Origin of the sequence: Burkholderia savannae (assembly GCF_001524445.2) — a bacterium.
In the GTDB taxonomy this organism is placed as follows: domain Bacteria; phylum Pseudomonadota; class Gammaproteobacteria; order Burkholderiales; family Burkholderiaceae; genus Burkholderia; species Burkholderia savannae.
In genome coordinates this window covers 477,904-498,790 of sequence record NZ_CP013417.1, presented here as the reverse complement: position 1 = coordinate 498,790, position 20,887 = coordinate 477,904, and the positions used below count along the sequence as shown (strand labels likewise).

Here is a 20,887-nt window from a genome sequence, read left to right as displayed (position 1 = left end):
CCGGCGGTTACGGTAAAATGCGCGTTTTCCCTTTTCCCGACGCCCCGCCCGCGCCCCGCGCGGGCGCTCCCATTGCGATGCCCGTCCTAGGCTCTCACGTTCTGCGCAACAACCTGTTCGTCGCCCCGATGGCGGGCGTCACGGACCGGCCGTTCCGCCAGCTGTGCAAGCGGCTCGGCGCGGGCTACGCCGTGTCCGAGATGGTCGCGTCGAACGCGCAGCTCTGGAAGAGCGAGAAGACGATGCGCCGCGCGAACCACGCGGGCGAAGTCGAGCCGATCGCGGTGCAGATCGCGGGCGCCGATCCGGCGATGATGGCCGAGGCCGCGCGTCACAACGTCGCGAACGGCGCGCAGATCATCGACATCAACATGGGCTGCCCGGCGAAGAAGGTCTGCAACGTCGCCGCCGGCTCGGCGCTCCTGCAGAACGAGCCGCTCGTGCAGCGGATCGTCGAGGCCGTCGTCGGCGCGGTCGGCGCGGGGCCCGACGCCGTGCCCGTCACGCTGAAGATCCGCACCGGCTGGGACCGCGAGCACAAGAACGCCATCACGATCGCGAAGCTCGCCGAGGCGGCCGGCATCTCGATGCTGACCGTGCACGGCAGAACCCGCGCCGACCTGTACCGCGGCGACGCCGAATACGACACGATCGCGGCCGTGAAGGCCGCCGTGCGCATTCCGGTCGTCGCGAACGGCGACATTACGTCGCCGCAAAAGGCGAAGGCGGTGCTCGACGCGACGGGCGCCGACGCGCTGATGATCGGCCGCGCCGCGCAAGGAAGGCCATGGCTCTTCCGCGAAATCGATCATTTCCTGCAAAGCGGCGAGCTCCTGCCGCCGCCGCGCATCGACGAAATCCGCCAGGTGATGAACGAGCACCTCGAGGATCACTACACGTTTTACGGCGAATTCACGGGAGTCCGTACTGCACGCAAGCACATCGGCTGGTACACTCGCGGCCTTTCCGGCGCCAACGGGTTCCGGCACCGGATGAACACGCTCGAAACCACCCGCGAGCAGCTTGCCGCCGTCAACGAATTCTTCGACGCGCAACAGGCGCTGTCCGACCGCCTCGTCTATGTCGACGACGAAGACGGCGGCTGCGGCGAGCCGGGCGATTCTAACCAGTTAGCAGCATGAGCAAGCACAACATCGAACAATGCGTCCGCGACAGCCTGGATGGCTACTTCCGGGATCTCGACGGCTCCAATCCGCACGACGTCTATGAAATGGTGATGTCGTGCGTCGAAAAGCCTATGCTCGAAGTCGTGCTCGAACAGGCGGGCGGCAACCAGTCGCTCGCCGCGGAGTACCTCGGCATCAATCGCAACACGCTGCGCAAGAAGCTGCAGCAGCACGGCCTGCTGTAGGCGGCCGAACCGTCCCCGTTTTCCTGGCTATTGGTGGTTCCATCATGATCAAGCAAGCGCTCATTTCCGTTTCCGACAAGACCGGCATCGTCGACTTCGCGAAAGCGCTGTCCGAGCTCGGCGTCAAGCTGCTGTCGACGGGCGGCACCGCGAAACTGCTCGCCGAAGCGGGCCTGCCCGTCACCGAAGTGGCCGACTACACCGGCTTCCCGGAAATGCTCGATGGGCGCGTGAAGACGCTGCACCCGAAGGTGCACGGCGGCATCCTCGCCCGCCGCGACCTGCCCGAGCACATGCAGGCGCTGGAACAGCACGGCATCCCGACGATCGACCTGCTCGTCGTGAACCTGTATCCGTTCGTCGCGACGATCGCGAAGGACGACTGCACGCTCGCCGACGCGATCGAGAACATCGACATCGGCGGCCCGACGATGCTGCGCTCCGCGGCGAAGAACCACCGCGACGTGACGGTCGTGGTCGACCCGGCCGACTACGCGGTCGTGCTCGACGAAATGAAGGCGAACGGCAACACGGTCGGCTACCCGACCAACTTCCGCCTCGCGACGAAGGTGTTCGCGCATACCGCGCAATACGACGGCGCGATCACGAACTACCTGACGAGCCTGACCGACGAGCTGAAGCATGCGTCGCGCAACGCGTACCCGGCGACGCTGAACCTCGCGTTCGACAAGGTGCAGGACCTGCGCTACGGCGAGAATCCGCACCAGAGCGCGGCGTTCTACCGCGACGTCGCGACGCCGGCCGGCGCGCTCGCGAACTACCGCCAGCTGCAGGGCAAGGAACTCTCGTACAACAACATCGCCGATTCGGACGCCGCGTGGGAATGCGTGAAGACGTTCGACGCGCCGGCGTGCGTGATCATCAAGCACGCGAACCCGTGCGGCGTCGCGGTCGGCAACGATTCGGCCGACGCGTACGCGAAGGCGTTCCAGACCGATCCGACGTCGGCGTTCGGCGGCATCATCGCGTTCAACCGGGAAGTCGACGAAGCCGCCGCGCAGGCGGTGGCGAAGCAGTTCGTCGAAGTGCTGATCGCGCCGTCGTTCTCGGATGCGGCCAAGCAGGTGTTCGCGGCGAAGCAGAACGTGCGTCTCCTCGAGATCGCGCTGGGCGACGGCCATAACGCGTTCGACCTGAAGCGCGTCGGCGGCGGCCTGCTCGTGCAGTCGCTCGATTCGAAGAACGTGCAGCCGCGCGAGCTGCGCGTCGTCACGAAGCGCCATCCGACGCCGAAGGAAATGGACGACCTCCTCTTCGCATGGCGCGTCGCGAAGTACGTGAAATCGAACGCGATCGTGTTCTGCGGCAACGGGATGACGCTCGGCGTCGGCGCGGGCCAGATGAGCCGCGTCGATTCGGCGCGCATCGCGAGCATCAAGGCGCAGAACGCGGGCCTCTCGCTGGCCGGCTCGGCGGTTGCGTCGGATGCGTTCTTCCCGTTCCGCGACGGCCTCGACGTCGTCGTCGCGGCGGGCGCGACCTGCGTGATCCAGCCGGGCGGCTCGGTGCGCGACGACGAGGTGATCGCCGCCGCCGACGAGCACAACATCGCGATGGTGGTGACGGGCGTGCGCCACTTCCGCCACTGATTCGTACGACGCAGCGTTTCCGGCGAAACCCGGCGGTGGATCACCGCCGGGTTTTTTATCGGTCGCGCGGAACCGATGCGTGGCGAGTGACGGGTCGGGACGGCGGCTCTTTGGCATGGCGGTCGTTGGCGGCGGCGGCTCGCTGTGGCCGTACGCGGCGGGCATCGTTGGCGGCGGCGGCTCGCTGCAGTCAGCGTAGGGCGGCAGCGGCTCGCTGCAGTCGTACGCTGCGGCCGTCGTTGGGTGGCAACGGCTCGCTGCGCGGCCGTTCCTTGCGGCGGTTTCCGTTGCAATGGCGCAGTGGTTCGTCGCGGCGCTTCTTCGAAGCGGCAAGCTCGGCGGCCCGGCCATTTGAAGCGATCGCTCGCGCGAAGCCGAATTCCGTCGGAAGCAACGCCGTGTTCGGCGCTCGGTATCTCGGTATCTCGGCATTTCGGCATTTCGGCATTTCGGCATTTCGGCATTTCGACATCTCGGTATCTCGACAGAGCGACAGCGCGACATCTCGGCATCGATTCAACCGACGGCTTCGCGCCGCTCGCACCCCGTTCCGGCGCTTGCCTCCCGACCGCACGCAACGAGCGTCCGGCGCCGGCCGCCGCGATCGCGCAGCGCTCGCATGATCCACGTTCGCCGCCCCGCTCGCGCGGCGTTGCGCCGTCCGCTTTCGCCGGGCTCCGGCGTCATTCGTGTAGTATCGGTCGCACATAGCTTTTCCGTTTCTCCATGCGAATCCTCGGCATCGACCCCGGCTTGCGCGTCACCGGCTTCGGCGTGATCGACGTCAGCGGCCATCGGCTCGCGTACGTCGCGAGCGGCGTGATCAAGACGCCCACCGCCGACCTGCCCACGCGGCTCGGCACGATCTACGACGGCGTCTCGACGCTGATCCGCGAGCACACGCCCGATCAGGCGTCGATCGAAAAAGTGTTCGTCAACGTCAATCCGCAATCGACGCTGCTCCTCGGCCAGGCGCGCGGCGCCGCCATTTGCGGGCTCGTGTCGGGCGGCCTGCCCGTCGCCGAGTACACCGCGCTGCAGCTCAAGCAGGCGGTGGTCGGCTACGGACGCGCGACGAAGGAGCAGATGCAGGAAATGGTCGCGCGCCTGCTGAGCCTGTCCGGACTGCCAGGCACCGACGCGGCCGACGCGCTCGGGATGGCGATCTGTCACGCGCACGGCGGCAACACGCTCAACACGCTCGGCGGCATCGCGCCCGCGCTCGCGAAGAAGGGGCTGCGCGTTCGGCGCGGGCGGCTCATCGGATAAGGCGGCCGGCTCGACGTGTGCCGCCCGCGCGGGTGGAAACCGTGTTTGCCCGGATCGATCCCGATCAACGAGACGGCTTTCGCGACGGCGCCCCAATGAAGAATCCCTGCCCGGCATCGTCCGCCAAGCCGGGATCGGGCTGACCATCCCATGGCGCCCGGCGACGCCAAGCGGATGCCGCCCGCTCCACCGCCCGCATCGGGCTTCGCGCGCGTTCGCGCCGCTGCCGCTCGCGCCCCGCGGTGCGCTACACTCGCGCTTTCCGTTCCGTCCCGCACTCGCCATGATCGGTCGCATCGCCGGCACCCTGCTCGAAAAGAACCCTCCGCACATCCTCGTCGACTGCAACGGCGTCGGCTATGAAGTCGACGTGCCGATGAGCACGTTCTACAACCTGCCGCACACGGGCGAGAAGGTCGTGCTGCTGACCCAGTTGATCGTCCGCGAGGACGCGCACCTGCTGTACGGCTTCCTCACGCCGCAGGAGCGCTCGACGTTCCGGGAACTGCTCAAGATCACGGGCGTCGGCGCGCGGATGGCGCTCGCCGTGCTGTCCGGGATGAGCGTCGCGGAGCTGTCGCAAGCGGTCACGCTGCAGGACGCCGCGCGCCTGACGCGCGTGCCGGGCATCGGCAAGAAGACAGCCGAGCGCCTGCTCCTCGAGCTCAAGGGCAAGCTCGGCGCAGATCTCGGCCCGCTCGCCGGCGCGGCCTCGCCTTCCGACCACGCGACCGACATCCTCAACGCACTTCTCGCGCTCGGCTATTCGGAGAAGGAAGCGCTCGCCGCGATCAAGAACGTGCCGGCCGGCACCGGCGTGTCCGAAGGCATCAAGCTGTCGCTCAAGGCGCTGTCGAAGGCGTAGCGGCTCGAACGGCGCGTCGTCGAAGACAGCTTCGCATGCCGTGCGCCGCCAGGCGACTCGGCCGTTCGGCCAGGTTGGCCGGAGCACGCCGCGCGGTACAATGGCCGCATGATCGAAACCGACAAACTCGCCGCCGAGCGGATCATTGCCGCCACGCCCGCGTCTTCGCACGAAGAGGCGTTCGAACGCGCGCTGCGCCCGCGCCAGCTCGACGAATACGTCGGCCAGGAAAAGGTGCGCGGCCAGCTCGAAATCTTCATCGAGGCCGCGAAGCGTCGCGCCGAAGCGCTCGACCACGTGCTGCTGTTCGGACCGCCCGGCCTCGGCAAGACGACGCTCGCGCACATCATTGCGCGCGAAATGGGCGTGAATCTGCGCCAGACGTCCGGCCCCGTGCTCGAGCGGGCGGGCGACCTCGCCGCGCTCCTCACGAACCTCGAAGCGAACGACGTTCTCTTCATCGACGAGATCCATCGCCTGTCGCCCGTCGTCGAGGAAATCCTGTATCCGGCGCTCGAGGATTACCAGATCGACATCATGATCGGCGAAGGGCCCGCCGCGCGCAGCGTGAAGCTCGACCTGCAGCCGTTCACGCTCGTCGGCGCGACCACCCGCGCCGGGATGCTGACGAACCCGCTGCGCGACCGTTTCGGCATCGTCGCGCGGCTCGAATTCTATGACGCCGAGCAACTGTCGCGGATCGTGCGGCGCTCGGCGTCGCTGCTGAACGCGCAGATCGATCCGAACGGCGCGCTCGAGATCGCGAAGCGCTCGCGCGGCACGCCGCGGATCGCAAACCGGCTGCTGCGCCGCGTGCGCGACTACGCGGAAGTGAAGGCGGACGGCAACATCACCGCGTCCGTCGCGGACGCCGCGCTCGCGATGCTCGACGTCGATCCGGTCGGCTTCGACCTGATGGACCGCAAGTTGCTCGAAGCGATCCTGCACAAGTTCGACGGCGGACCGGTCGGCGTCGACAACCTCGCCGCCGCGATCGGCGAGGAGCGCGACACGATCGAGGACGTGCTCGAGCCGTACTTGATCCAGCAGGGCTTCCTGCAGCGCACGCCGCGCGGCCGCGTCGCGACGCTCCTTACCTACCGGCACTTCGGGCTCGCCGCGCCGGACGCCGCGAGCCCCGTGCGCAACCTCTGGGGCACGCCGGACGCCGAGGGCTGACGCCCCCCGTCCCGACGAGTCGACCGATGTCCGCCCCGCTTCGCGACCGCCCCGCCCGCTCCCCGATCGGACATCCGCTCGTCGAGCGCGTGCGCGCCCGCGTCGCGGGCGGCGTCACGCATCTGACGTCCGGCAGCGGCCCGTCGCTCGACTACTCGTCGCCGCCGGGCGACCCGGGCCTCTTCGGCCCCGACGCGGTGTGCTGGAAGGTGCATGCCGATTTCACGTCGATGATGACGGGCGGAATCTCCGCGCTGCTGCTGCAGGCGCTGCACCCGCTCGCGCTCGCGGGCGTGTGGGACCATTCGACGTTCCGCACCGACATCCTCGGCCGCCTGCGCCGCACCGCGACGTTCATCTCCGGCACGACGTACGGCAGCCGCGCCGATGCGCTGAAGCTGATCGAACGCGTGAAGGCGATACACGAGACCGTCGTCGGCACGGGGCTCGATGGCCGCCCGTATCGCGCGAGCGATCCCGCACTGCTCACGTGGGTGCACGTCGCCGAGGTGTCGAGCTTTCTCGCCGCGCACCTGCGCTACGTGAATCCGCTGTTGCCGGGCGCCGATCAGGACCGCTACTACGCGGAAACCGCGCGCATCGCCGAGCTGCTGGGCGCGACGAACGTCCCGAAGACGCGCGCCGACGTCGCCGCGTACTTCGCCGCGACGCGCCCCGAGCTCGAAGCGAGCGAGCGCACGCACGAGGTGGTACGGACCCTGATGAACGTGCCGGTGCCGAGGCCGGCGATGCGCCCCGCCGCCGCGCTCCTCTTCAACGCCGGCGTCGATCTGTTGCCGACGTGGGCGCAACGGATGCTCGGCCTGTCGTCGCTCGCGCCGGTGCGCCGCGCGCTCGTTCGGCCCGGCGTGCGGATCGTCGCGCCGGTGATCCGCTGGGCGCTCGTCAACGGCGTATCGAAGCGCGCACGCCGGCGGGTGTCCGCCCGGCCGGAGCAGCCGGGCCCCAACGGCACGTAGCCCAACCCGTCGCGTTCATTTCAAATACCTGTCACATCCATTCGCGATGCTGACGGGGCCGCACGCGCATCAATCGCGCGTCGCCATCCCCGCCAAACCCACCATCGACACCAGCCAACGATGCCGCGTGCGCTCTTCCGTCTCGTCGCCGCCACCGCCTTTCCGCTCGTCGCCGCGCTCGCCGCCTGCGGCGGCGACGGCACGGCGCCCGCCCCACCGATTGCCGCCGTCGATGCGGGCGCCGCCGGCTCCACGCGCGGCCACGCGACGCAGCCTGGGCCGAGCGCGGGCAGCCCGTCGCCGAAGGCGCCCGCCTCCGCGCCGGGCAAATGGAAAGGCGCGCGCACGGGCGACATGCTCGACGTCGCGCTCGGCGAACTGCATCCGACGCAAGGCGCGCTCGGCTACGACCAGATCTATTACAAGCTCGGCCGCTACGAACGGCAGCCCGACAAGAAGTTCGACGACTTCTGCGCGGACGAAGGGCTCGGCGGCCTCGCGTCGAACGGCTACGCGACGCAGTCGACGTTGCGCGACGCCGCGAGCTACGCTTGCGCGACGAGCGCCGACGCGCGCGGGCGCGCCGTGCTCAATCCCGTCGTCATCGGGCCGAACGGCGACATGCTGTACGTGACCGACGGCCACCACGGCCTGTCGACCTATTACGAGACGCCCGACGGCGGCGCGTCGCTGCACGTGCACGTCGTCGTCAAGGACAACCTGAGCGACTACTCGGGCGCGGCGTTCTGGCAGCAGATGCAAAGCCGCGGCTACACGCGCCTGAAGGACGGAAACGGCCGGCCGATCGCGGCGGACCAGCTGCCCGCCGGCCTCGGCCTGAAGCTCGGCATGCAGGACGACCGCTACCGGTCGCTCGTCTATTTCACGCGCGACATCGGCTATGCGAAGCCCGCGCAGGCGACCGACTATCTCGAGTTCTACTGGGCCGACTGGCTGCGCCAGCAGCCGGAAGCGTTCTCACTCGCGGGCTACGACCTCGCGCGCGCGGGCGCGACCGATCCCGACCCGGCGACGGCGGACACGGGCTACCTGAATGCGGTGTGGAATGCGTCGGCGCGGATGGTCGCGTCGATCGATCCGGTGATCGACGGCAAGACGGGCGCGGACCTCGGCCGCGCCGATCAGATCAACGGCGGAAAGAAATACGGCAAGGGGGAATTCGACAAGCTGCGGCAGCCGATCACGGCCGACAAACCCGGCAAGATCGCGTACGCGCTCGATTACAAGTCGCGCCGCGGGCTGCGCTGAAGCGCGGCGGCGGCTAAGGCCATGCGCCGCGACGATCCGGAGCGCCTCGCGGCCGCGCCCACGTTCAGGCTCGCGCGCGCGAAGCTCGCGACCGCTCGCCCGTCACAGCACCTTTCGATAGCCGTCGTCGTCGCTCGCGTCGCTCAGGTGATCGACGTCGGCCCAGCGCACGATACGCGCGCGGCCGTCGTCATAATCGACGACGTTCACGCTCGTGTTCAACAGCGCGTGCTTGCGCGGCGCGTCGAGCGGCAGATCGTTCGCGAAACGGTATACGCAGTCGAGCACGCCGCCATGCGCGACGCACGCGATGCGCCCGCCCGGATGCGCGGCGACGATCCGCTCGACCTCGTGCAGCACGCGGTGGTAGAACGCGCGGTGCGATTCGCCGCCTTCCGGCTCGAAGCCGGGATCGCGTGTCTGCCACTGCGCGAACGCGTCGGGAAAACGCGCCTCGATCTCGACGCTGTCGTGCCCCTGGAACACGCCGTACGCGCGCTCGCGCAGCCCTTCGCGCAGCGCGAGCGGCAGGCCGAGCGCATCGGCGGCCGGCTGCGCGGTCTGCCGCGCGCGCGACAGGTCGCTCGAATAGACGGCATCGATGCGCGCGCCGGCGCGTGCGTCGCGCGCGAGCCGGTCGGCCAGCTGCCGCGCCTGCGCGAGCCCCGTGTCGGCAAGCGGAATGTCGATGTGGCCTTGAATCCGCTTGATGCGGTTCCAGGCCGTCTCGCCATGGCGGATGAAGAGAATCTGCGTCGTGGCCATCGGTGCGGTCTCGAATCGAAGCGTCAGGGGCGTGTCACGGGCGCGTCTGCAACCAGAACGTCACGGGGCCGTCGTTGACGAGCGACACCTGCATGTCGGCGCCGAACTCGCCCGTCGCGACGATCGGATGGCGCTCGCGCGCCGCGCGCACGAAGTAGTCGAACAGGCGCTCGCCCTCGTCGGGCGGCGCGGCGGGCGTGAAGCTCGGGCGCAGGCCGCTGTTCGTGTCGGCCGCGAGCGTGAACTGCGACACGAGCAGCAGGCCGCCCGCGCGCCCCGCGCCGTCGATGTTCGACACGGGCAGGTTCATCTTGCCCGCCGCATCGCTGAACACGCGGTAGCCGAGCACCTTCGCGAGCAGCCTGTTCGCGACCGCCTCGGTGTCGCCGCGCTCCGCGCAGACGAGCGCGAGGAGACCGGCGCCGATCTCGCCCGTCACGCGGCCGCCGACGCGCACGTCGGCGCGCTTCACGCGCTGGATCAACGCGATCATGCGCGCGCCTGCGTCACGCGCGCGGCGCGAACGGCGCGAACGATGCACGCGGCGCGCGGCGCGCGCCGCCGAGCGGCGAACCGCGCGCTCATGCAGTGAGCGTCACGCGCGCGAAGCGGCGCTTGCCGACTTGCACGACGAATTCGCCCGCGTCGAGCTTCAGCGCCTTGTCGGACACCGTCGCGCCGTCGATCTTCACGCCGCCCTGCTCGATGTTGCGCAGCGCCTCGCTCGTCGACGGCACGAGCCCCGCCAGCTTCAGCAACTGGCCGATCGCGAGCGGCGCGCCCGCGAGCGTCACCGTGGGAATATCGTCCGGCACGCCGCCCTTCGCGCGGTGGTTGAAGTCCTCGAGCGCGCGCTCGGCGTCCGCGCGCGAATGGAAGCGCTCGACGATCTCCTGCGCGAGCATCACCTTGAAGTCGCGCGGATTGCGGCCGCCCTCGGCCTCGCGGCGGAACTGCGCGATCTCGTCGAGGCCGCGGAACGACAGCAGCTCGAAGTAGCGCCACATCAGAACGTCCGAGATGCTCATCAGCTTGCCGAACATGTCGCTCGGCTTCTCGCTGATGCCGACGTAGTTGCCCTTCGACTTCGACATCTTCTCGACGCCGTCGAGGCCTTCGAGAAGCGGCATCGTCAGGATGCACTGCTGCTCCTGCCCGTACTGCTTCTGCAACTCGCGGCCCACGAGCAGGTTGAACTTCTGGTCGGTGCCGCCGAGCTCGAGATCGGCGTTCAGCGCGACCGAGTCGTAGCCTTGCATCAGCGGATACAGGAATTCGTGGATCGAGATCGGAATGCCGCCCTGGAAGCGCTTCGTGAAGTCCTCGCGCTCGAGCATCCGCGCAACCGTGTAGCGCGACGCGAGCTTGATCATCCCGTCCGCGCCGAGCGGCATCGACCATTCGCTGTTGTAGCGGATCTCGGTCTTCTCGCGGTCGAGCACGAGCGCGGCCTGCTCGAAGTAGGTCTTCGCGTTTGCTTCGATCTGCTCACGCGTAAGCGGCGGGCGCGTCGCGTTGCGGCCCGACGGATCGCCGATCAGCGACGTGAAGTCGCCGATCAGGAAAATCACCGTATGGCCGAGATCCTGCAGCTGGCGCATCTTGTTCAGCACGACCGTGTGGCCGATGTGGATGTCGGGCGCGGTCGGATCGAGGCCCAGCTTGATGCGCAGCGGCTTGCCCGTCGCCGCGCTTTTCGCGAGCTTCTGCGCGAACTCTTCCTCGATCAGCAGCTCGTCGACGCCGCGCTTCGTGACGGCGAGCGCGTGGCGAACCTCATCGGTGATCGGGAAGGCGGGCTTGGAAGTGGGATCGGTGCTCATCGGTGCAAGAGGAAGAAATGTCGCAAAAAGAGCGATTTTCCCATAAGTTGCGCGCGGACCGCTTAACGGCGCGCTCGCATGCGCGGATAATCGGCGACGACGGCGCGCGGCGAGCCTTCCGCGCGCCCCCCATCTCGATTCCGGAGCGATGAACGTGGCGTCCAACCGCATGCAACCCGGCCATCCCGCGGATGGCGTGTATTTCGGCCTGATGTCGGGGACGAGCATGGACGGCGTCGACGGCGTCGCCGTCCGCTTCGAGGCGGGCAAGCCGCCCGCCGTGCTGTCCGAGGCGTTCGTCGGCTTCGCCGACACGCTGCGCGACGCGCTCTTCGCGCTGCAGCAGCCGGGCGGCGACGAGATCGAGCGCGAGGCGCTCGCCGCGAACGCGCTCGCCGCGCGCTACGCGGTGTGCTGCCACGAGCTGCTGCGCGCGGCGGGCCTCGCGCCCGAGAACGTGCGCGCGCTCGGCGTGCACGGCCAGACGGTGCGCCACCGGCCCGAGCGCGGCTACACGCGGCAGATCAACAATGCCGCGCTGCTCGCGGAGCTCACGCGCATCGACGTGATCGCGGACTTCCGCAGCCGCGACGTCGCCGCGGGCGGCCAGGGCGCGCCGCTCGTGCCGGCGTTCCACGCGACGGTGTTCGGCTCGCCGGACGAGACGCGCGTCGTCTGCAACCTGGGCGGCATCAGCAACATCACGATCCTGCCCGCCGCGCACGACGCGCGTGACGCGCGCAACGATCCGGTGCGCGGCCTCGACTGCGGCCCGGCGAACGCGCTGATCGACGCATGGGCCGAACGCCACCTGAAACAGCCGTTCGACGACGGCGGTCGTTTCGCGGCGCGCGGCACGGTGCACGAGGCGCTCCTCGCCGCGCTCCTCGACGAGCCGTATTTCCGGCAGGGCGCGCCCAAAAGCACGGGGCGCGATCTCTTCAACGCCGATTGGCTCGACGCGAAGCTCGCCGGCTTTCCGGGCCTCGCGCCCGAAGACGTGCAGGCGACGCTCACGATGCTGACGGCGGCCACCGTCGCCGACGAAATCGCACGGCATGCGAGCGACTGCCGGGCCGTCTACGTATGCGGCGGCGGCGCGCGCAACCCGGTGTTGCTCGACGCGATCGCGGCCGCGCTCGCGGCGCGCGGGCTCGACGTGCCGATCGACACGACGGCCGCGCTCGGCGTGCCGCCGCAGCAGGTCGAATCGCTCGCGTTCGCGTGGCTTGCGTACCGCTTCAACGCGCGCGCGCCGGGCAACGTGTCGGCCGTCACGGGCGCGGCGGGCGAACGCGTGCTGGGCGCGCTGTACCCGCGCTGAGCGGGCCGGCTTCGCCAAAGCCGCCCCGCCCCGCCCCGCCCCGCACCGCACCGCTTCGCGCCGAGCGACCGCGCGCACGCCGCGGCCGCGGCACCGGCCCGCGCCGGCTGCCGCGCGCGTCAGCGAACCGAGCTCGCGTCCTGCCCGAACAACACGCTGCGCGAGTTCTGATCGACGGTCGGCGCAACGTTGATCTCCTTCGCCCGCTCGTACGCGCGCACGGTGGCGGGCCGTTCGGCGACCCGCGCGAACCACGCGGCGAGGAACGGGAAATCCGCGAGGCGCTGCCGCTGCCGCTCGTGCGGCACGATCCACGGGTAGCACGCCATGTCGGCGATCGAATATTCGCCCGCGATGTAGTCGCGCCCGTCCGACAGATGCTTGTTCAGCACGCCGTACAGCCGCGACGTTTCCTTCACATAGCGGTCGATCGCATACGGCAGCGGCTCGGGCGCGTACTGCACGAAGTGATGGTTCTGCCCCGCCATCGGGCCGAGCCCGCCCATTTGCCAGAACAGCCACTGCAGCGTTTCGTTGCGCCCGCGCAGGTCGGCCGGAATGAAGCGTCCGATCTTGTCCGCGAGATACAGCAGGATCGCGCCGGACTCGAAGATCGACAGCGGCGCGCCGCCGTCGGCGGGCGCGTGATCGACGAGGGCCGGAATCCGGTTGTTGGGCGCGATGCGCAGGAAATCCGGCTCGAACTGCTCGCCGCGGCCGATGTTGACCGGCACGATCCGGTACGGCAAGCCGGCCTCCTCGACGAACATCGTGATCTTGTGGCCGTTCGGCGTGGTCCAGTAGTAGAGATCGAGCATCGCGTCAGGCCTCCGCGCCGGTTGCGGACGCAAGCCGCGCGTTCTGCGGAAACAGCACGCGGCGCGCGTCGTCGTCGAAATCGGTCTTGAACGCGTGGCGCGCCTTCAGCGCCTCCGCGCGTTGCGCGGCGGGACGCGCGTTGATCTCGTCGAACAGGCGCTTCACGTTCGGCAACTGCTCCCATGCGCCGTCGCCGAGCACGAACGGGATCGCACGCGCCCAGCCCCACACCGCCATGTCGGCGATCGTGTAGCCGTCGCCGACCATGTAGCGGCGGGTGGCGAGGCGTTCGTCGACGATGCGCCAGTGGCGCCACGCCTCGAAGTCGTAGCGGTTCGCCGCATACGCTTTCGGCTCCGGCGCGAAGTGCCTGAAATGCACCGCCTGGCCGCAGTACGGGCCGATCCCCGTCGCGACGAACATCAGCCACGACAGCAGCTCGCCGCGCGCGGCGGGCGTGTCGTCCGGCAGGAACTGGCCGGTCTTCTCCGCGAGATACAGCAGGATCGCGTTGCTGTCGAACACGGTCACATCGCCGTCGACTAGCGCGGGCGTCTTCGCGTTCGGATTGATCGCCTTGAACGCGTCACCGTGCTGCTCGCCCTTGCGCGTATCGACGGGCACGAGTTCATAAGGCACGCCGGCCTCCTCGAGGAACAACGCGACCTTGGCCGGGTTCGGCGACGGGTGATAGAAGAATCGGATCATCGAATGAGTCCTCCTGGTCATGCGGGACAGTGAGCTGAGTTGCCAATGTATCGCATGCACTGAGACAATATGCGTCGACAAGTCCCAATTGCTTGACCAATCGTCCCATGAACGATCGCCTGAAAGGTCTTCTCGCCCGCTTCGAGCTGCACGCCCGCGTGTTCCACTTCGGCACGCTGCCCGGCACGTCGACATTCGATATCTGCGAGGACGGCTTCCACATGCACCTGCTGCGCTCGGGCGCCGTCTGCGTGACAGGCGGTGCGCTCGGCCTGCACGCGGTGCCCGAGCCGAGCGCGCTGTTCATCCGGCGGCCCGGCAGGTACCGGATCGAAGCGCGCGGCGGCATGCCCGCCGAGGTCTTGTCCGCTGCGATCGAATTCGGGCTCGGCGACGAAAATCCGCTGCTGCGCGGCCTGCCCGATCTGCTCGCGATCCCGCTTGCGTCGATGTCGTCGCTCGACGCCGTCCAGCATGCGCTGTTCGCCGAGGCAAGGGCGCCCGCGTGCGGTCACGATACGGTGATCAACCGGCTGACCGAAGTGCTCGTCGTGCAATTGCTGCGCTTCGTGATGCGCAACCGGCTGGTGGCGAGCGGCTCGCTCGCCGGGCTGTCCGACGCCCGGCTTGCCAAGGCGCTGAACGCGCTGCATGCGGACCCGGCGTTGCCGTGGACGCTCGAACGGATGGCCGCCGCGGCCGGCATGTCGCGCTCGCGCTTCGCCGCGCATTTCGCGGACACGGTCGGCGTGCCGCCCGGCGAATATCTACTCCAGTGGCGAGTGGGGCTCGCGAAGACGCTGCTGCGGCGCGGCTACGCGGTCAAGGAAATCGCGCCGGAAGTCGGCTACGGCAGCGCGAGCGCGCTCACGCGCGCATTCGCGCAATGCACGGGACACGCGCCGACCGATTGGCTCGCGCATGCGAGCGACGCAGTGCGCACGGCCGACGCAGCAGCGCCGGAAATCGGCGCGCGCGCGGCGTGAGCCGATGTAGCAGGCGCGTGCGCGATGATGCGCTCCCGCTTCGCCGCTCCGGTCGGCGACGGCGGGCCAAAAAAAACGGGGCATTCAGCCCCGTTTTTCGTCGGACGCGGATGCGCTCAGACCGAGAACGACGAGCCGCAACCGCAGGTCGTAGTCGCGTTCGGGTTCTTGATGACGAATTGCGCGCCGTTCAGATCGTCCTTGTAGTCGATCTCGGCGCCGACGAGATACTGATAGCTCATTGCGTCGACGAGCAGCACGACCCCGTTCTTGTTGAGCACGGTATCGTCCTCGTTGACGTCCTCGTCGAACGTGAAGCCGTACTGGAAGCCGGAGCAGCCGCCGCCTTGCACGAACACGCGCAGCTTGAGCTCGGGGTTGCCCTCTTCGTCGATCAGTTGCTTGACCTTATCGGCCGCCGCGTCGGTGAAGACGAACGGAGCCGGCATCTCGGTAGTTGCCGCGGATTCGGTAACAGCGTTCATGCGAACTCTCCAAAAAACCATTGCCTGCTATTGTAGGACTGATCCGCAGATCGTGCTGGCGCAGGCGAAATCAAGTGGCGCGCCGGCGTTTTTCGCGCATTCGTTGCGCCGACGCAAGCCGGCCGCACATAAAAAAACCGCCAGTGCGAAAACTGGCGGTTTTTCTTGCAGCGATGCCGCCCGAAGGCGGCGTGCGGCACGAGCGATTAACGCTTCGAGAACTGCTTGGCGCGGCGTGCCTTGTGCAGACCGACCTTCTTACGCTCGACTTCACGAGCGTCGCGCGTGACGAAGCCCGCGCTCGACAGCGCCGGCTTCAGCGTCGCGTCGTAGTCGATCAGCGCGCGGGTGATGCCGTGGCGCACTGCGCCTGCCTGACCCGTTTCGCCGCCGCCCGTCACGTTCACCTTGATGTCGAACGTCTGGCCGTGGTTCGTGAGTTCCAGCGGCTGACGCACGATCATCAGCGACGTTTCGCGCGAGAAGTAGTCGGAGATGGGCTTGCCGTTGACGACGATGTCGCCCTTGCCAGCCTTGATGAAGACACGAGCGACTGCGCTCTTGCGGCGGCCCGTACCGTAGTTCCAGTTACCGATCATGTGGGCTCCCCTTAGATCTCGAGCGCTTTCGGCTGTTGAGCCGAATGCGGATGCGTGGCTTCAGCGTAGACCTTCAGCTTCTTGATCATCGCGTAGCCGAGCGGGCCCTTCGGCAGCATGCCCTTGACCGCCTTCTCGAGCGCGCGGCCCGGGAAGCGTTCCTGCATCTTGCCGAACGTCGTTTCATAGATGCCGCCCGGGTAGCCCGAGTGACGGTAGTACTTCTTGTCCAGCGTCTTGTTGCCCGTGACCTTCAACTTGCTCGCGTTGATGACGATGATGAAATCACCGGTGTCGACGTGCGGGGTGAACTCAGGCTTGTGCTTGCCGCGAAGACGGCGTGCCACTTCGCTGGCGACACGGCCGAGAACCTTATCCGTCGCGTCAATCACGTACCATTCGCGCGTCACCTCATGGGCTTTTGCGGAAAACGTCTTCATGATCGATCCAAAATTGATTGCTGATGCCCAAGCGTTCTTTCCTGCTTGTCTGCTCTTGGCAGGCGCTTCGTGGCGCGATGCAGGCTCTCCCTGTTCTTTTTCCGTGGGCAATGAATGCGGAAAAGCCCTGAATTATAAAGGAAATCGATTCAGGAGGTCAAAGAAATCCGACTTCCTCCGGCTTGCGCCGACGACGAAGCGCGCTTCGCAGGCGTGAAATCCCCGCCGAAGGGCCAGCGAAGCTTGCATCGGACGAAAAAAAGCCCGAACCGCTGGTTCGGGCTTAATCCACCAAAGGAGGAGGGTGGAGGAGACATGCTGAGGTTGTCGCAGCGCGACAACCAATGCTTCGCATTATACGAACCGGAAGCCGTCAGCACAAGAAAAACCGCATAGAGAAATTCAATCCCATAATACGGAAACGACCCGTCTTCGGGCACTGAAAATTTTCCCTTTTAAATCAACTTCATATGCGAATTCATGTGAACAAATGCCCTTTACGGCTAGAGTAAAACCCCTAATGATCGGAGGGCGTTCGGTGCGGCCCCGAGCGGGCGCGAAGCGCCGTCGGGCGCCGCCTCCGCCCGTCTTGCGGCGCATCAGCCGACCGTTGCCGGCAGGGCTACAATGCCGAATTACAACCGAATCAAGCAACGCTGGAGCTCGCGCATGGAATGCAAAGTTAGCTGGATGGGGCAGGATGGCATGGCGTTCGCCGCCCAAACGGGCAGCGGCCACCTCGTCACGATGGACGGCGCGCCCGAAGGCGGCGGGCACAATCTCGCGCCGCGCCCGATGGAGATGGTGCTCGTCGGCACGGGCGGCTGCACGGCCTATGACGTCGTGCTGATCCTCAAGAAGAGCCGCCAGGAAGTCACGGGCTGCTCGGTGACGCTGCAGGCGGAGCGCGCGAGCGAGGACCCGAAGGTGTTCACGAAGATCCACTTCCACTTCACGGTGACGGGCCGCAACCTGAATCCCGCGACCGTCGAGCGTGCGATCAACCTGTCGCACGACAAGTACTGCTCCGCATCGATCATGATCGCGAAGACGGCCGAACTGTCGCATTCGTTCGAGATCGTCGCCGCGTAACGCGCTTCGCCCGTGGCGCGAGCGCGTGGCCGCTCGGCTCGCGAAAAGGAAAAAGGCCGGCGCCGCATGATGCGGCGCCGGCCTTTCGTCATCGTGCGGCAAAGCGGGCCGATAAGCCGGATTCTGTGCAGGCCGCGCATCCGAAGACGCGCGGCCCGTGGCAGCCATTCCTCTAGGCGCGCCATTGCTGACGCGCTCAAGCTTCCTACCCGCAGACGAGACGGGGGCACCGTCCTGCATCCGAAGATGCGCGCCTGCCTACTTGGAATTGCTCCGGGTGGAGGTTACCGTGCCGGTCTGCGTCGCCGCAGCCGCGGTGCGCTCTTACCGCACCGTTTCACCCTTGCCTGATCCCGGCTTGCGCCGGGCCATCGGCGGTTTGCTTTCTGTTGCCCTGTTCCGCGTGTCGCCACGGATGGCCGTTAGCCATCACCCTGCCCTGTCGGAGTCCGGACTTTCCTCGCCCTTCGCGGCGAACCGCGAAAGCCGCGACTGCCTGGCCTGCTTTGCGAGCGGGATTCTAGCACCGCGGCGCGGCGCTCGCTTGGGGCGGGTTGAGTCGATGCATCGCCGATTCGGTGGTCGATCGCGCGTTGCGTGCGGATTCGCGCTAGGTTGGGACTCGTGCGCCGTTGCTTGGCGCTTGGTGCTTGGCGCTTGATTAGCGCCGGCCGACATCCGGCTCGAGCGCCCGTTCGTGCCCCTCCTGAGCTCCAGGTCCGGCTTTAGTCGGATTCTGATTTCAGCTGCGGCGCTCGCGACGAAGTTCAGGGTTGGGCGCTGTCGCTGAATGCGCGGGCACTTGGCACTTGGCACTTGGCACCTCGCAACTCGCAACTCGCAACTCGCAACTCGCAACTGGCAACTGGCAACTGGCGGCTGGCGGCTGGCGGCTGGCGGTTGGCGGTTGGCGGTTGGCGGTTGGCGGTTGGCGGTTGGCGGTTGGCGGTTGGCAAATGATCGGCCCCCTCCGACACCACGACCGTTCAGCGCCTCCTCGCCCCCGCGGCCTCAGCCCGCGCGTGCGCGCCGGCCGCTGCGAAACACTCGCGGATCGTCGTAGAACGACGGCGTCTCGTTCGCCGCCCACCAGCCGGGCACGCCGAGCACCGGCAGAGGCGCGAACCCGCGGCTCGTCGGTTCGGTCGCGGCAAGCGCCGCCGCGACATGCTCGTCGAGCCACGCGCGGCGCTTTTCGTCCGCCCATTCGAAATACGCGGCCGGCACGTCGACGATCCACGCGTGCGCGGTGCAGCCCTTGTACGGCTCGACGAGCTTTTCGAGCAGCGCATGACCGACGATCCGCGCCTCGCAGCGCGCGCCCCACGCGGCGCGCGCTGCGCACATCAAGGTCGGCCAGTCGAAACCGCGCAGCGCGGCCGCAAGCGCCGAATCCGAGGTCGCAAAGAGCGCCGCGTTCTCGTCGAACAGCGTGAGCGCGTCGCGCACGGCGCCGCGCACGGGGCCGACGCCCGTTGCGTCGATCGCGCCGGCCTGGCGCGCGTTGAGTGCCGCCTTGATGCGCGGATACGCGAACCAGACGAGCGCATTGAAGAAATCGTGCAGGTTGTGGCGGGTCGGGACGGCGCCCGTTAAGGCGATGTGGGTCTCGTACGCGGTTCCCGCCGGCAGCGCCGCCTGCTCGATGAAACGAAGCGGCAGGCCGCGGCCCGTCGCGCGTCGTTCGGCTCGGGCATCGTCGTTCAGCATGCTCAGCCACGCGCGCTCGCCCTGCCGCGCCGCCTGCGCCCATCGCCCGCCGCGTGCGGCGAACGGCGCGAGCCACGGCTCGGACCAATCGATTCGGTCGAAGCAGAACCCGTCGTCGGCAGAATGCGGCCCACGTCGATCGTTCGCCGCACAGGACGCACGAGACGCACGCGATTCGCGTGGATTGCCCGCGACCGCAGGATGATCCTGGCGATCCGCGTGATCAGAGTGATCCTGGCGCGTCGGCTCACCTGCGTTGCGCGAATCGGCCGGGCCGCGCGTCGCGTCCGCCCGGTCGGCGAGCCCCGTCGCTCCCGTGCGCCGCGGATCGGCCGAGCCATGCGCGCCTTCTGGCCGCTGCGCGCCGTTCATGCCCTCCTGAGCGTCGTGATCGCCCATGCCGTGCGGCCCGTTCATCGCATCGAAACCGATGCCGTCACGCGCGGCGGCCGCGCCGGCCGCCGCGCTCCGGGCTTCAGACGAGCCGCCAGCCGATCGGCTCCCCACCGCGCAGCGGCACGACGGGGCTCCCGCCCGCGTCGATCTCCAGCGGCAGTTCCCACGTCTCGCGGTGCAGCGTCACCGTGTCGGCGCTGCGCGGCAGGCCGTAGAAATCCGCGCCGAAGAAGCTCGCGAAACCTTCGAGCTTGTCGAGCGCGCCCGCCTGATCGAACGCCTCCGCGTACAGCTCGAGCGCGTGCAGCGCCGTGTAGCAGCCCGCGCAACCGCACGCGGCCTCCTTCGCGCCCTTCGCGTGCGGCGCGCTGTCGGTGCCGAGGAAGAAGCGCGGGTTGCCCGACGTCGCCGCCGCGACGAGCGCGACCCGGTGCGTCTCGCGCTTCAGCACCGGCAGGCAGTAGTAATGCGGGCGGATGCCGCCCACGAACATCGCGTTGCGGTTGTACAGAAGATGGTGCGCGGTGATCGTCGCGCCGATCTGGCCGGGCGCCGCGTCGACATCGCGCACGTAATCGGCCGCGTCCTTCGTCGTGATGTGCTCGAACACCACCTTGAGCTCCGGCAGCGCGCGGCGCAGCGGCTCCATCACGCGCTCGATGAACGCCTTCTCGCGATCGAACAGGTCGATCGACGGCTCCGTCACCTCGCCGTGCACGAGGAGCGGCATCCCGACTTCCTGCATCGTCTCGAGCGTCTTCGCGCATTTGCCGAGCAGATCCGTCACGCCTGCGTCGGAGTTCGTCGTCGCGCCCGCCGGATACAGCTTCACGCCGTGCACGAAGCCGCTTTCGCGCGCGCGGCGGATTTCGTCCGCAGGCGTGTTGTCGGTCAGGTACAGCGTCATCAGCGGCTCGAACGTCATGCCGGCCGGCAGCGCGGCCAGGATGCGCTCGCGGTACGCCTGCGCCTGCGCGGTCGTCGTGACGGGCGGCTTCAGGTTCGGCATGATGATCGCGCGGCCGAACTGGCGGGCGGTGTGCGGCAGAACGGCCGCGAGCATCGCGCCGTCGCGCACGTGCAGGTGCCAATCGTCGGGGCGTGCGAGGGTCAGCGAGGCGGGGGCAGAAGCATTCATGGTGTCGTGGGAATGGCGCGCGGCGACGGGCGAAGCGCTGCGCGCCGGCCGCGCGCGA

22 protein-coding genes and 1 other RNA gene are annotated in these 20,887 nt (G+C 68.2%); 12 read left to right on the top strand and 11 right to left on the bottom strand.

Annotated features, from left to right (window positions below):
* The first annotated feature begins 77 nt into the window (after nucleotides 1–77).
* From dusB to WS78_RS02605, 8 genes are all read left to right on the top strand, one after another.
* Entirely contained in the window at nucleotides 78–1,142 is a 1,065-nt protein-coding gene (gene dusB / locus WS78_RS02640; protein WP_038754151.1) for a tRNA dihydrouridine synthase DusB, read from the top strand.
* The gene (locus WS78_RS02635) at nucleotides 1,139–1,372 is read left to right on the top strand and encodes a Fis family transcriptional regulator (RefSeq protein WP_004194052.1); all 234 of its coding nucleotides are present in this window, start codon (nucleotides 1,139–1,141) and stop codon (nucleotides 1,370–1,372) included. Before dusB ends, WS78_RS02635 begins: the two co-directional genes overlap by 4 nt.
* A gap of 44 nt (nucleotides 1,373–1,416) precedes the next feature.
* Complete coding sequence (gene purH, locus WS78_RS02630; RefSeq protein WP_059583371.1) at nucleotides 1,417–2,982, top strand: bifunctional phosphoribosylaminoimidazolecarboxamide formyltransferase/IMP cyclohydrolase; 1,566 nt, start codon at nucleotides 1,417–1,419, stop codon at nucleotides 2,980–2,982.
* A gap of 726 nt (nucleotides 2,983–3,708) precedes the next feature.
* Nucleotides 3,709–4,251, top strand: a complete 543-nt coding sequence (gene ruvC / locus WS78_RS02625; protein WP_038754156.1) for a crossover junction endodeoxyribonuclease RuvC — start codon at nucleotides 3,709–3,711, stop codon at nucleotides 4,249–4,251.
* A 283-nt stretch (nucleotides 4,252–4,534) separates the two neighbouring features.
* Nucleotides 4,535–5,116: a Holliday junction branch migration protein RuvA gene (gene ruvA, locus WS78_RS02620; protein ID WP_038754159.1), complete on the top strand. Its 582-nt coding sequence runs from the start codon at nucleotides 4,535–4,537 to the stop codon at nucleotides 5,114–5,116.
* Nucleotides 5,117–5,224: 108 nt separating this feature from the next.
* A complete protein-coding gene (gene ruvB / locus WS78_RS02615; RefSeq protein WP_038754162.1) occupies nucleotides 5,225–6,295 on the top strand; it encodes a Holliday junction branch migration DNA helicase RuvB in 1,071 nt (356 codons plus the stop codon).
* A gap of 26 nt (nucleotides 6,296–6,321) precedes the next feature.
* Nucleotides 6,322–7,275, top strand: a complete 954-nt coding sequence (locus WS78_RS02610; protein WP_059583369.1) for an oxygenase MpaB family protein — start codon at nucleotides 6,322–6,324, stop codon at nucleotides 7,273–7,275.
* A 120-nt stretch (nucleotides 7,276–7,395) separates the two neighbouring features.
* Nucleotides 7,396–8,544: a ParB/Srx family N-terminal domain-containing protein gene (locus tag WS78_RS02605; protein ID WP_059583366.1), complete on the top strand. Its 1,149-nt coding sequence runs from the start codon at nucleotides 7,396–7,398 to the stop codon at nucleotides 8,542–8,544.
* A gap of 102 nt (nucleotides 8,545–8,646) precedes the next feature.
* Here WS78_RS02605 and WS78_RS02600 read toward each other — a convergent pair whose 3' ends face one another.
* The 3 genes from WS78_RS02600 to tyrS form a co-directional block, all read right to left on the bottom strand.
* Nucleotides 8,647–9,309, bottom strand: coding sequence for a histidine phosphatase family protein (locus WS78_RS02600; RefSeq protein ID WP_038754171.1), 663 nt, complete (start codon nucleotides 9,307–9,309; stop codon nucleotides 8,647–8,649).
* A gap of 34 nt (nucleotides 9,310–9,343) precedes the next feature.
* The gene (gene dtd, locus WS78_RS02595; protein WP_059583364.1) at nucleotides 9,344–9,802 is read right to left on the bottom strand and encodes a D-aminoacyl-tRNA deacylase; all 459 of its coding nucleotides are present in this window, start codon (nucleotides 9,800–9,802) and stop codon (nucleotides 9,344–9,346) included.
* 88 nt (nucleotides 9,803–9,890) lie between these two features.
* Complete coding sequence (tyrS, locus tag WS78_RS02590) at nucleotides 9,891–11,132, bottom strand: tyrosine--tRNA ligase (RefSeq protein WP_038754173.1); 1,242 nt, start codon at nucleotides 11,130–11,132, stop codon at nucleotides 9,891–9,893.
* A 154-nt stretch (nucleotides 11,133–11,286) separates the two neighbouring features.
* Between tyrS and WS78_RS02580 the strand changes: the two genes are divergently transcribed.
* Nucleotides 11,287–12,456: an anhydro-N-acetylmuramic acid kinase gene (locus WS78_RS02580; RefSeq protein WP_059627720.1), complete on the top strand. Its 1,170-nt coding sequence runs from the start codon at nucleotides 11,287–11,289 to the stop codon at nucleotides 12,454–12,456.
* Nucleotides 12,457–12,575: 119 nt separating this feature from the next.
* On the opposite strand, the gene WS78_RS02575 is transcribed toward WS78_RS02580, so the two are convergent.
* Nucleotides 12,576–13,274 (bottom strand): glutathione S-transferase N-terminal domain-containing protein, encoded by a 699-nt coding sequence (locus WS78_RS02575; RefSeq protein ID WP_038754176.1) that lies wholly within the window; start codon nucleotides 13,272–13,274, stop codon nucleotides 12,576–12,578.
* A gap of 4 nt (nucleotides 13,275–13,278) precedes the next feature.
* Nucleotides 13,279–13,983, bottom strand: coding sequence for a glutathione S-transferase family protein (locus WS78_RS02570; protein ID WP_038754179.1), 705 nt, complete (start codon nucleotides 13,981–13,983; stop codon nucleotides 13,279–13,281).
* Between the two features lie 107 nt (nucleotides 13,984–14,090).
* On the opposite strand from WS78_RS02570, the gene WS78_RS02565 reads away from it, so the two are divergent.
* Nucleotides 14,091–14,969, top strand: a complete 879-nt coding sequence (locus tag WS78_RS02565; RefSeq protein WP_038754182.1) for a helix-turn-helix transcriptional regulator — start codon at nucleotides 14,091–14,093, stop codon at nucleotides 14,967–14,969.
* 116 nt (nucleotides 14,970–15,085) lie between these two features.
* Here the strand turns inward: WS78_RS02565 and erpA are convergent, their stop codons facing one another.
* The 3 genes from erpA to rplM form a co-directional block, all read right to left on the bottom strand.
* Entirely contained in the window at nucleotides 15,086–15,454 is a 369-nt protein-coding gene (gene erpA / locus WS78_RS02560) for an iron-sulfur cluster insertion protein ErpA (RefSeq protein ID WP_010106366.1), read from the bottom strand.
* A 206-nt stretch (nucleotides 15,455–15,660) separates the two neighbouring features.
* Nucleotides 15,661–16,053 carry a 30S ribosomal protein S9 gene (gene rpsI, locus WS78_RS02555; RefSeq protein WP_038754186.1) on the bottom strand — a complete coding sequence of 131 codons (393 nt, stop codon included), beginning with the start codon at nucleotides 16,051–16,053 and terminating at the stop codon, nucleotides 15,661–15,663.
* Nucleotides 16,054–16,064: 11 nt separating this feature from the next.
* The gene (gene rplM, locus WS78_RS02550) at nucleotides 16,065–16,493 is read right to left on the bottom strand and encodes a 50S ribosomal protein L13 (protein ID WP_004522094.1); all 429 of its coding nucleotides are present in this window, start codon (nucleotides 16,491–16,493) and stop codon (nucleotides 16,065–16,067) included.
* Between rplM and WS78_RS35475 the strand changes: the two genes are divergently transcribed.
* Both WS78_RS35475 and WS78_RS02545 read left to right on the top strand, forming a co-directional pair.
* Nucleotides 16,492–16,710 (top strand): hypothetical protein, encoded by a 219-nt coding sequence (locus WS78_RS35475; protein WP_152611846.1) that lies wholly within the window; start codon nucleotides 16,492–16,494, stop codon nucleotides 16,708–16,710. The genes rplM and WS78_RS35475 overlap by 2 nt on opposite strands.
* 452 nt (nucleotides 16,711–17,162) lie before the next feature.
* Nucleotides 17,163–17,585, top strand: coding sequence for an OsmC family protein (locus tag WS78_RS02545; RefSeq protein ID WP_038754189.1), 423 nt, complete (start codon nucleotides 17,163–17,165; stop codon nucleotides 17,583–17,585).
* Between the two features lie 96 nt (nucleotides 17,586–17,681).
* On the opposite strand, the gene rnpB is transcribed toward WS78_RS02545, so the two are convergent.
* The 3 genes from rnpB to pyrC form a co-directional block, all read right to left on the bottom strand.
* Nucleotides 17,682–18,093: RNase P RNA component class A (gene rnpB, locus WS78_RS02540), an RNA gene on the bottom strand.
* Between the two features lie 503 nt (nucleotides 18,094–18,596).
* Nucleotides 18,597–19,712 carry a DUF3025 domain-containing protein gene (locus WS78_RS02535; RefSeq protein WP_156439854.1) on the bottom strand — a complete coding sequence of 372 codons (1,116 nt, stop codon included), beginning with the start codon at nucleotides 19,710–19,712 and terminating at the stop codon, nucleotides 18,597–18,599.
* 58 nt (nucleotides 19,713–19,770) lie between these two features.
* Nucleotides 19,771–20,829: a dihydroorotase gene (pyrC, locus tag WS78_RS02530; protein ID WP_059583359.1), complete on the bottom strand. Its 1,059-nt coding sequence runs from the start codon at nucleotides 20,827–20,829 to the stop codon at nucleotides 19,771–19,773.
* Nucleotides 20,830–20,887 lie beyond the last annotated feature (58 nt).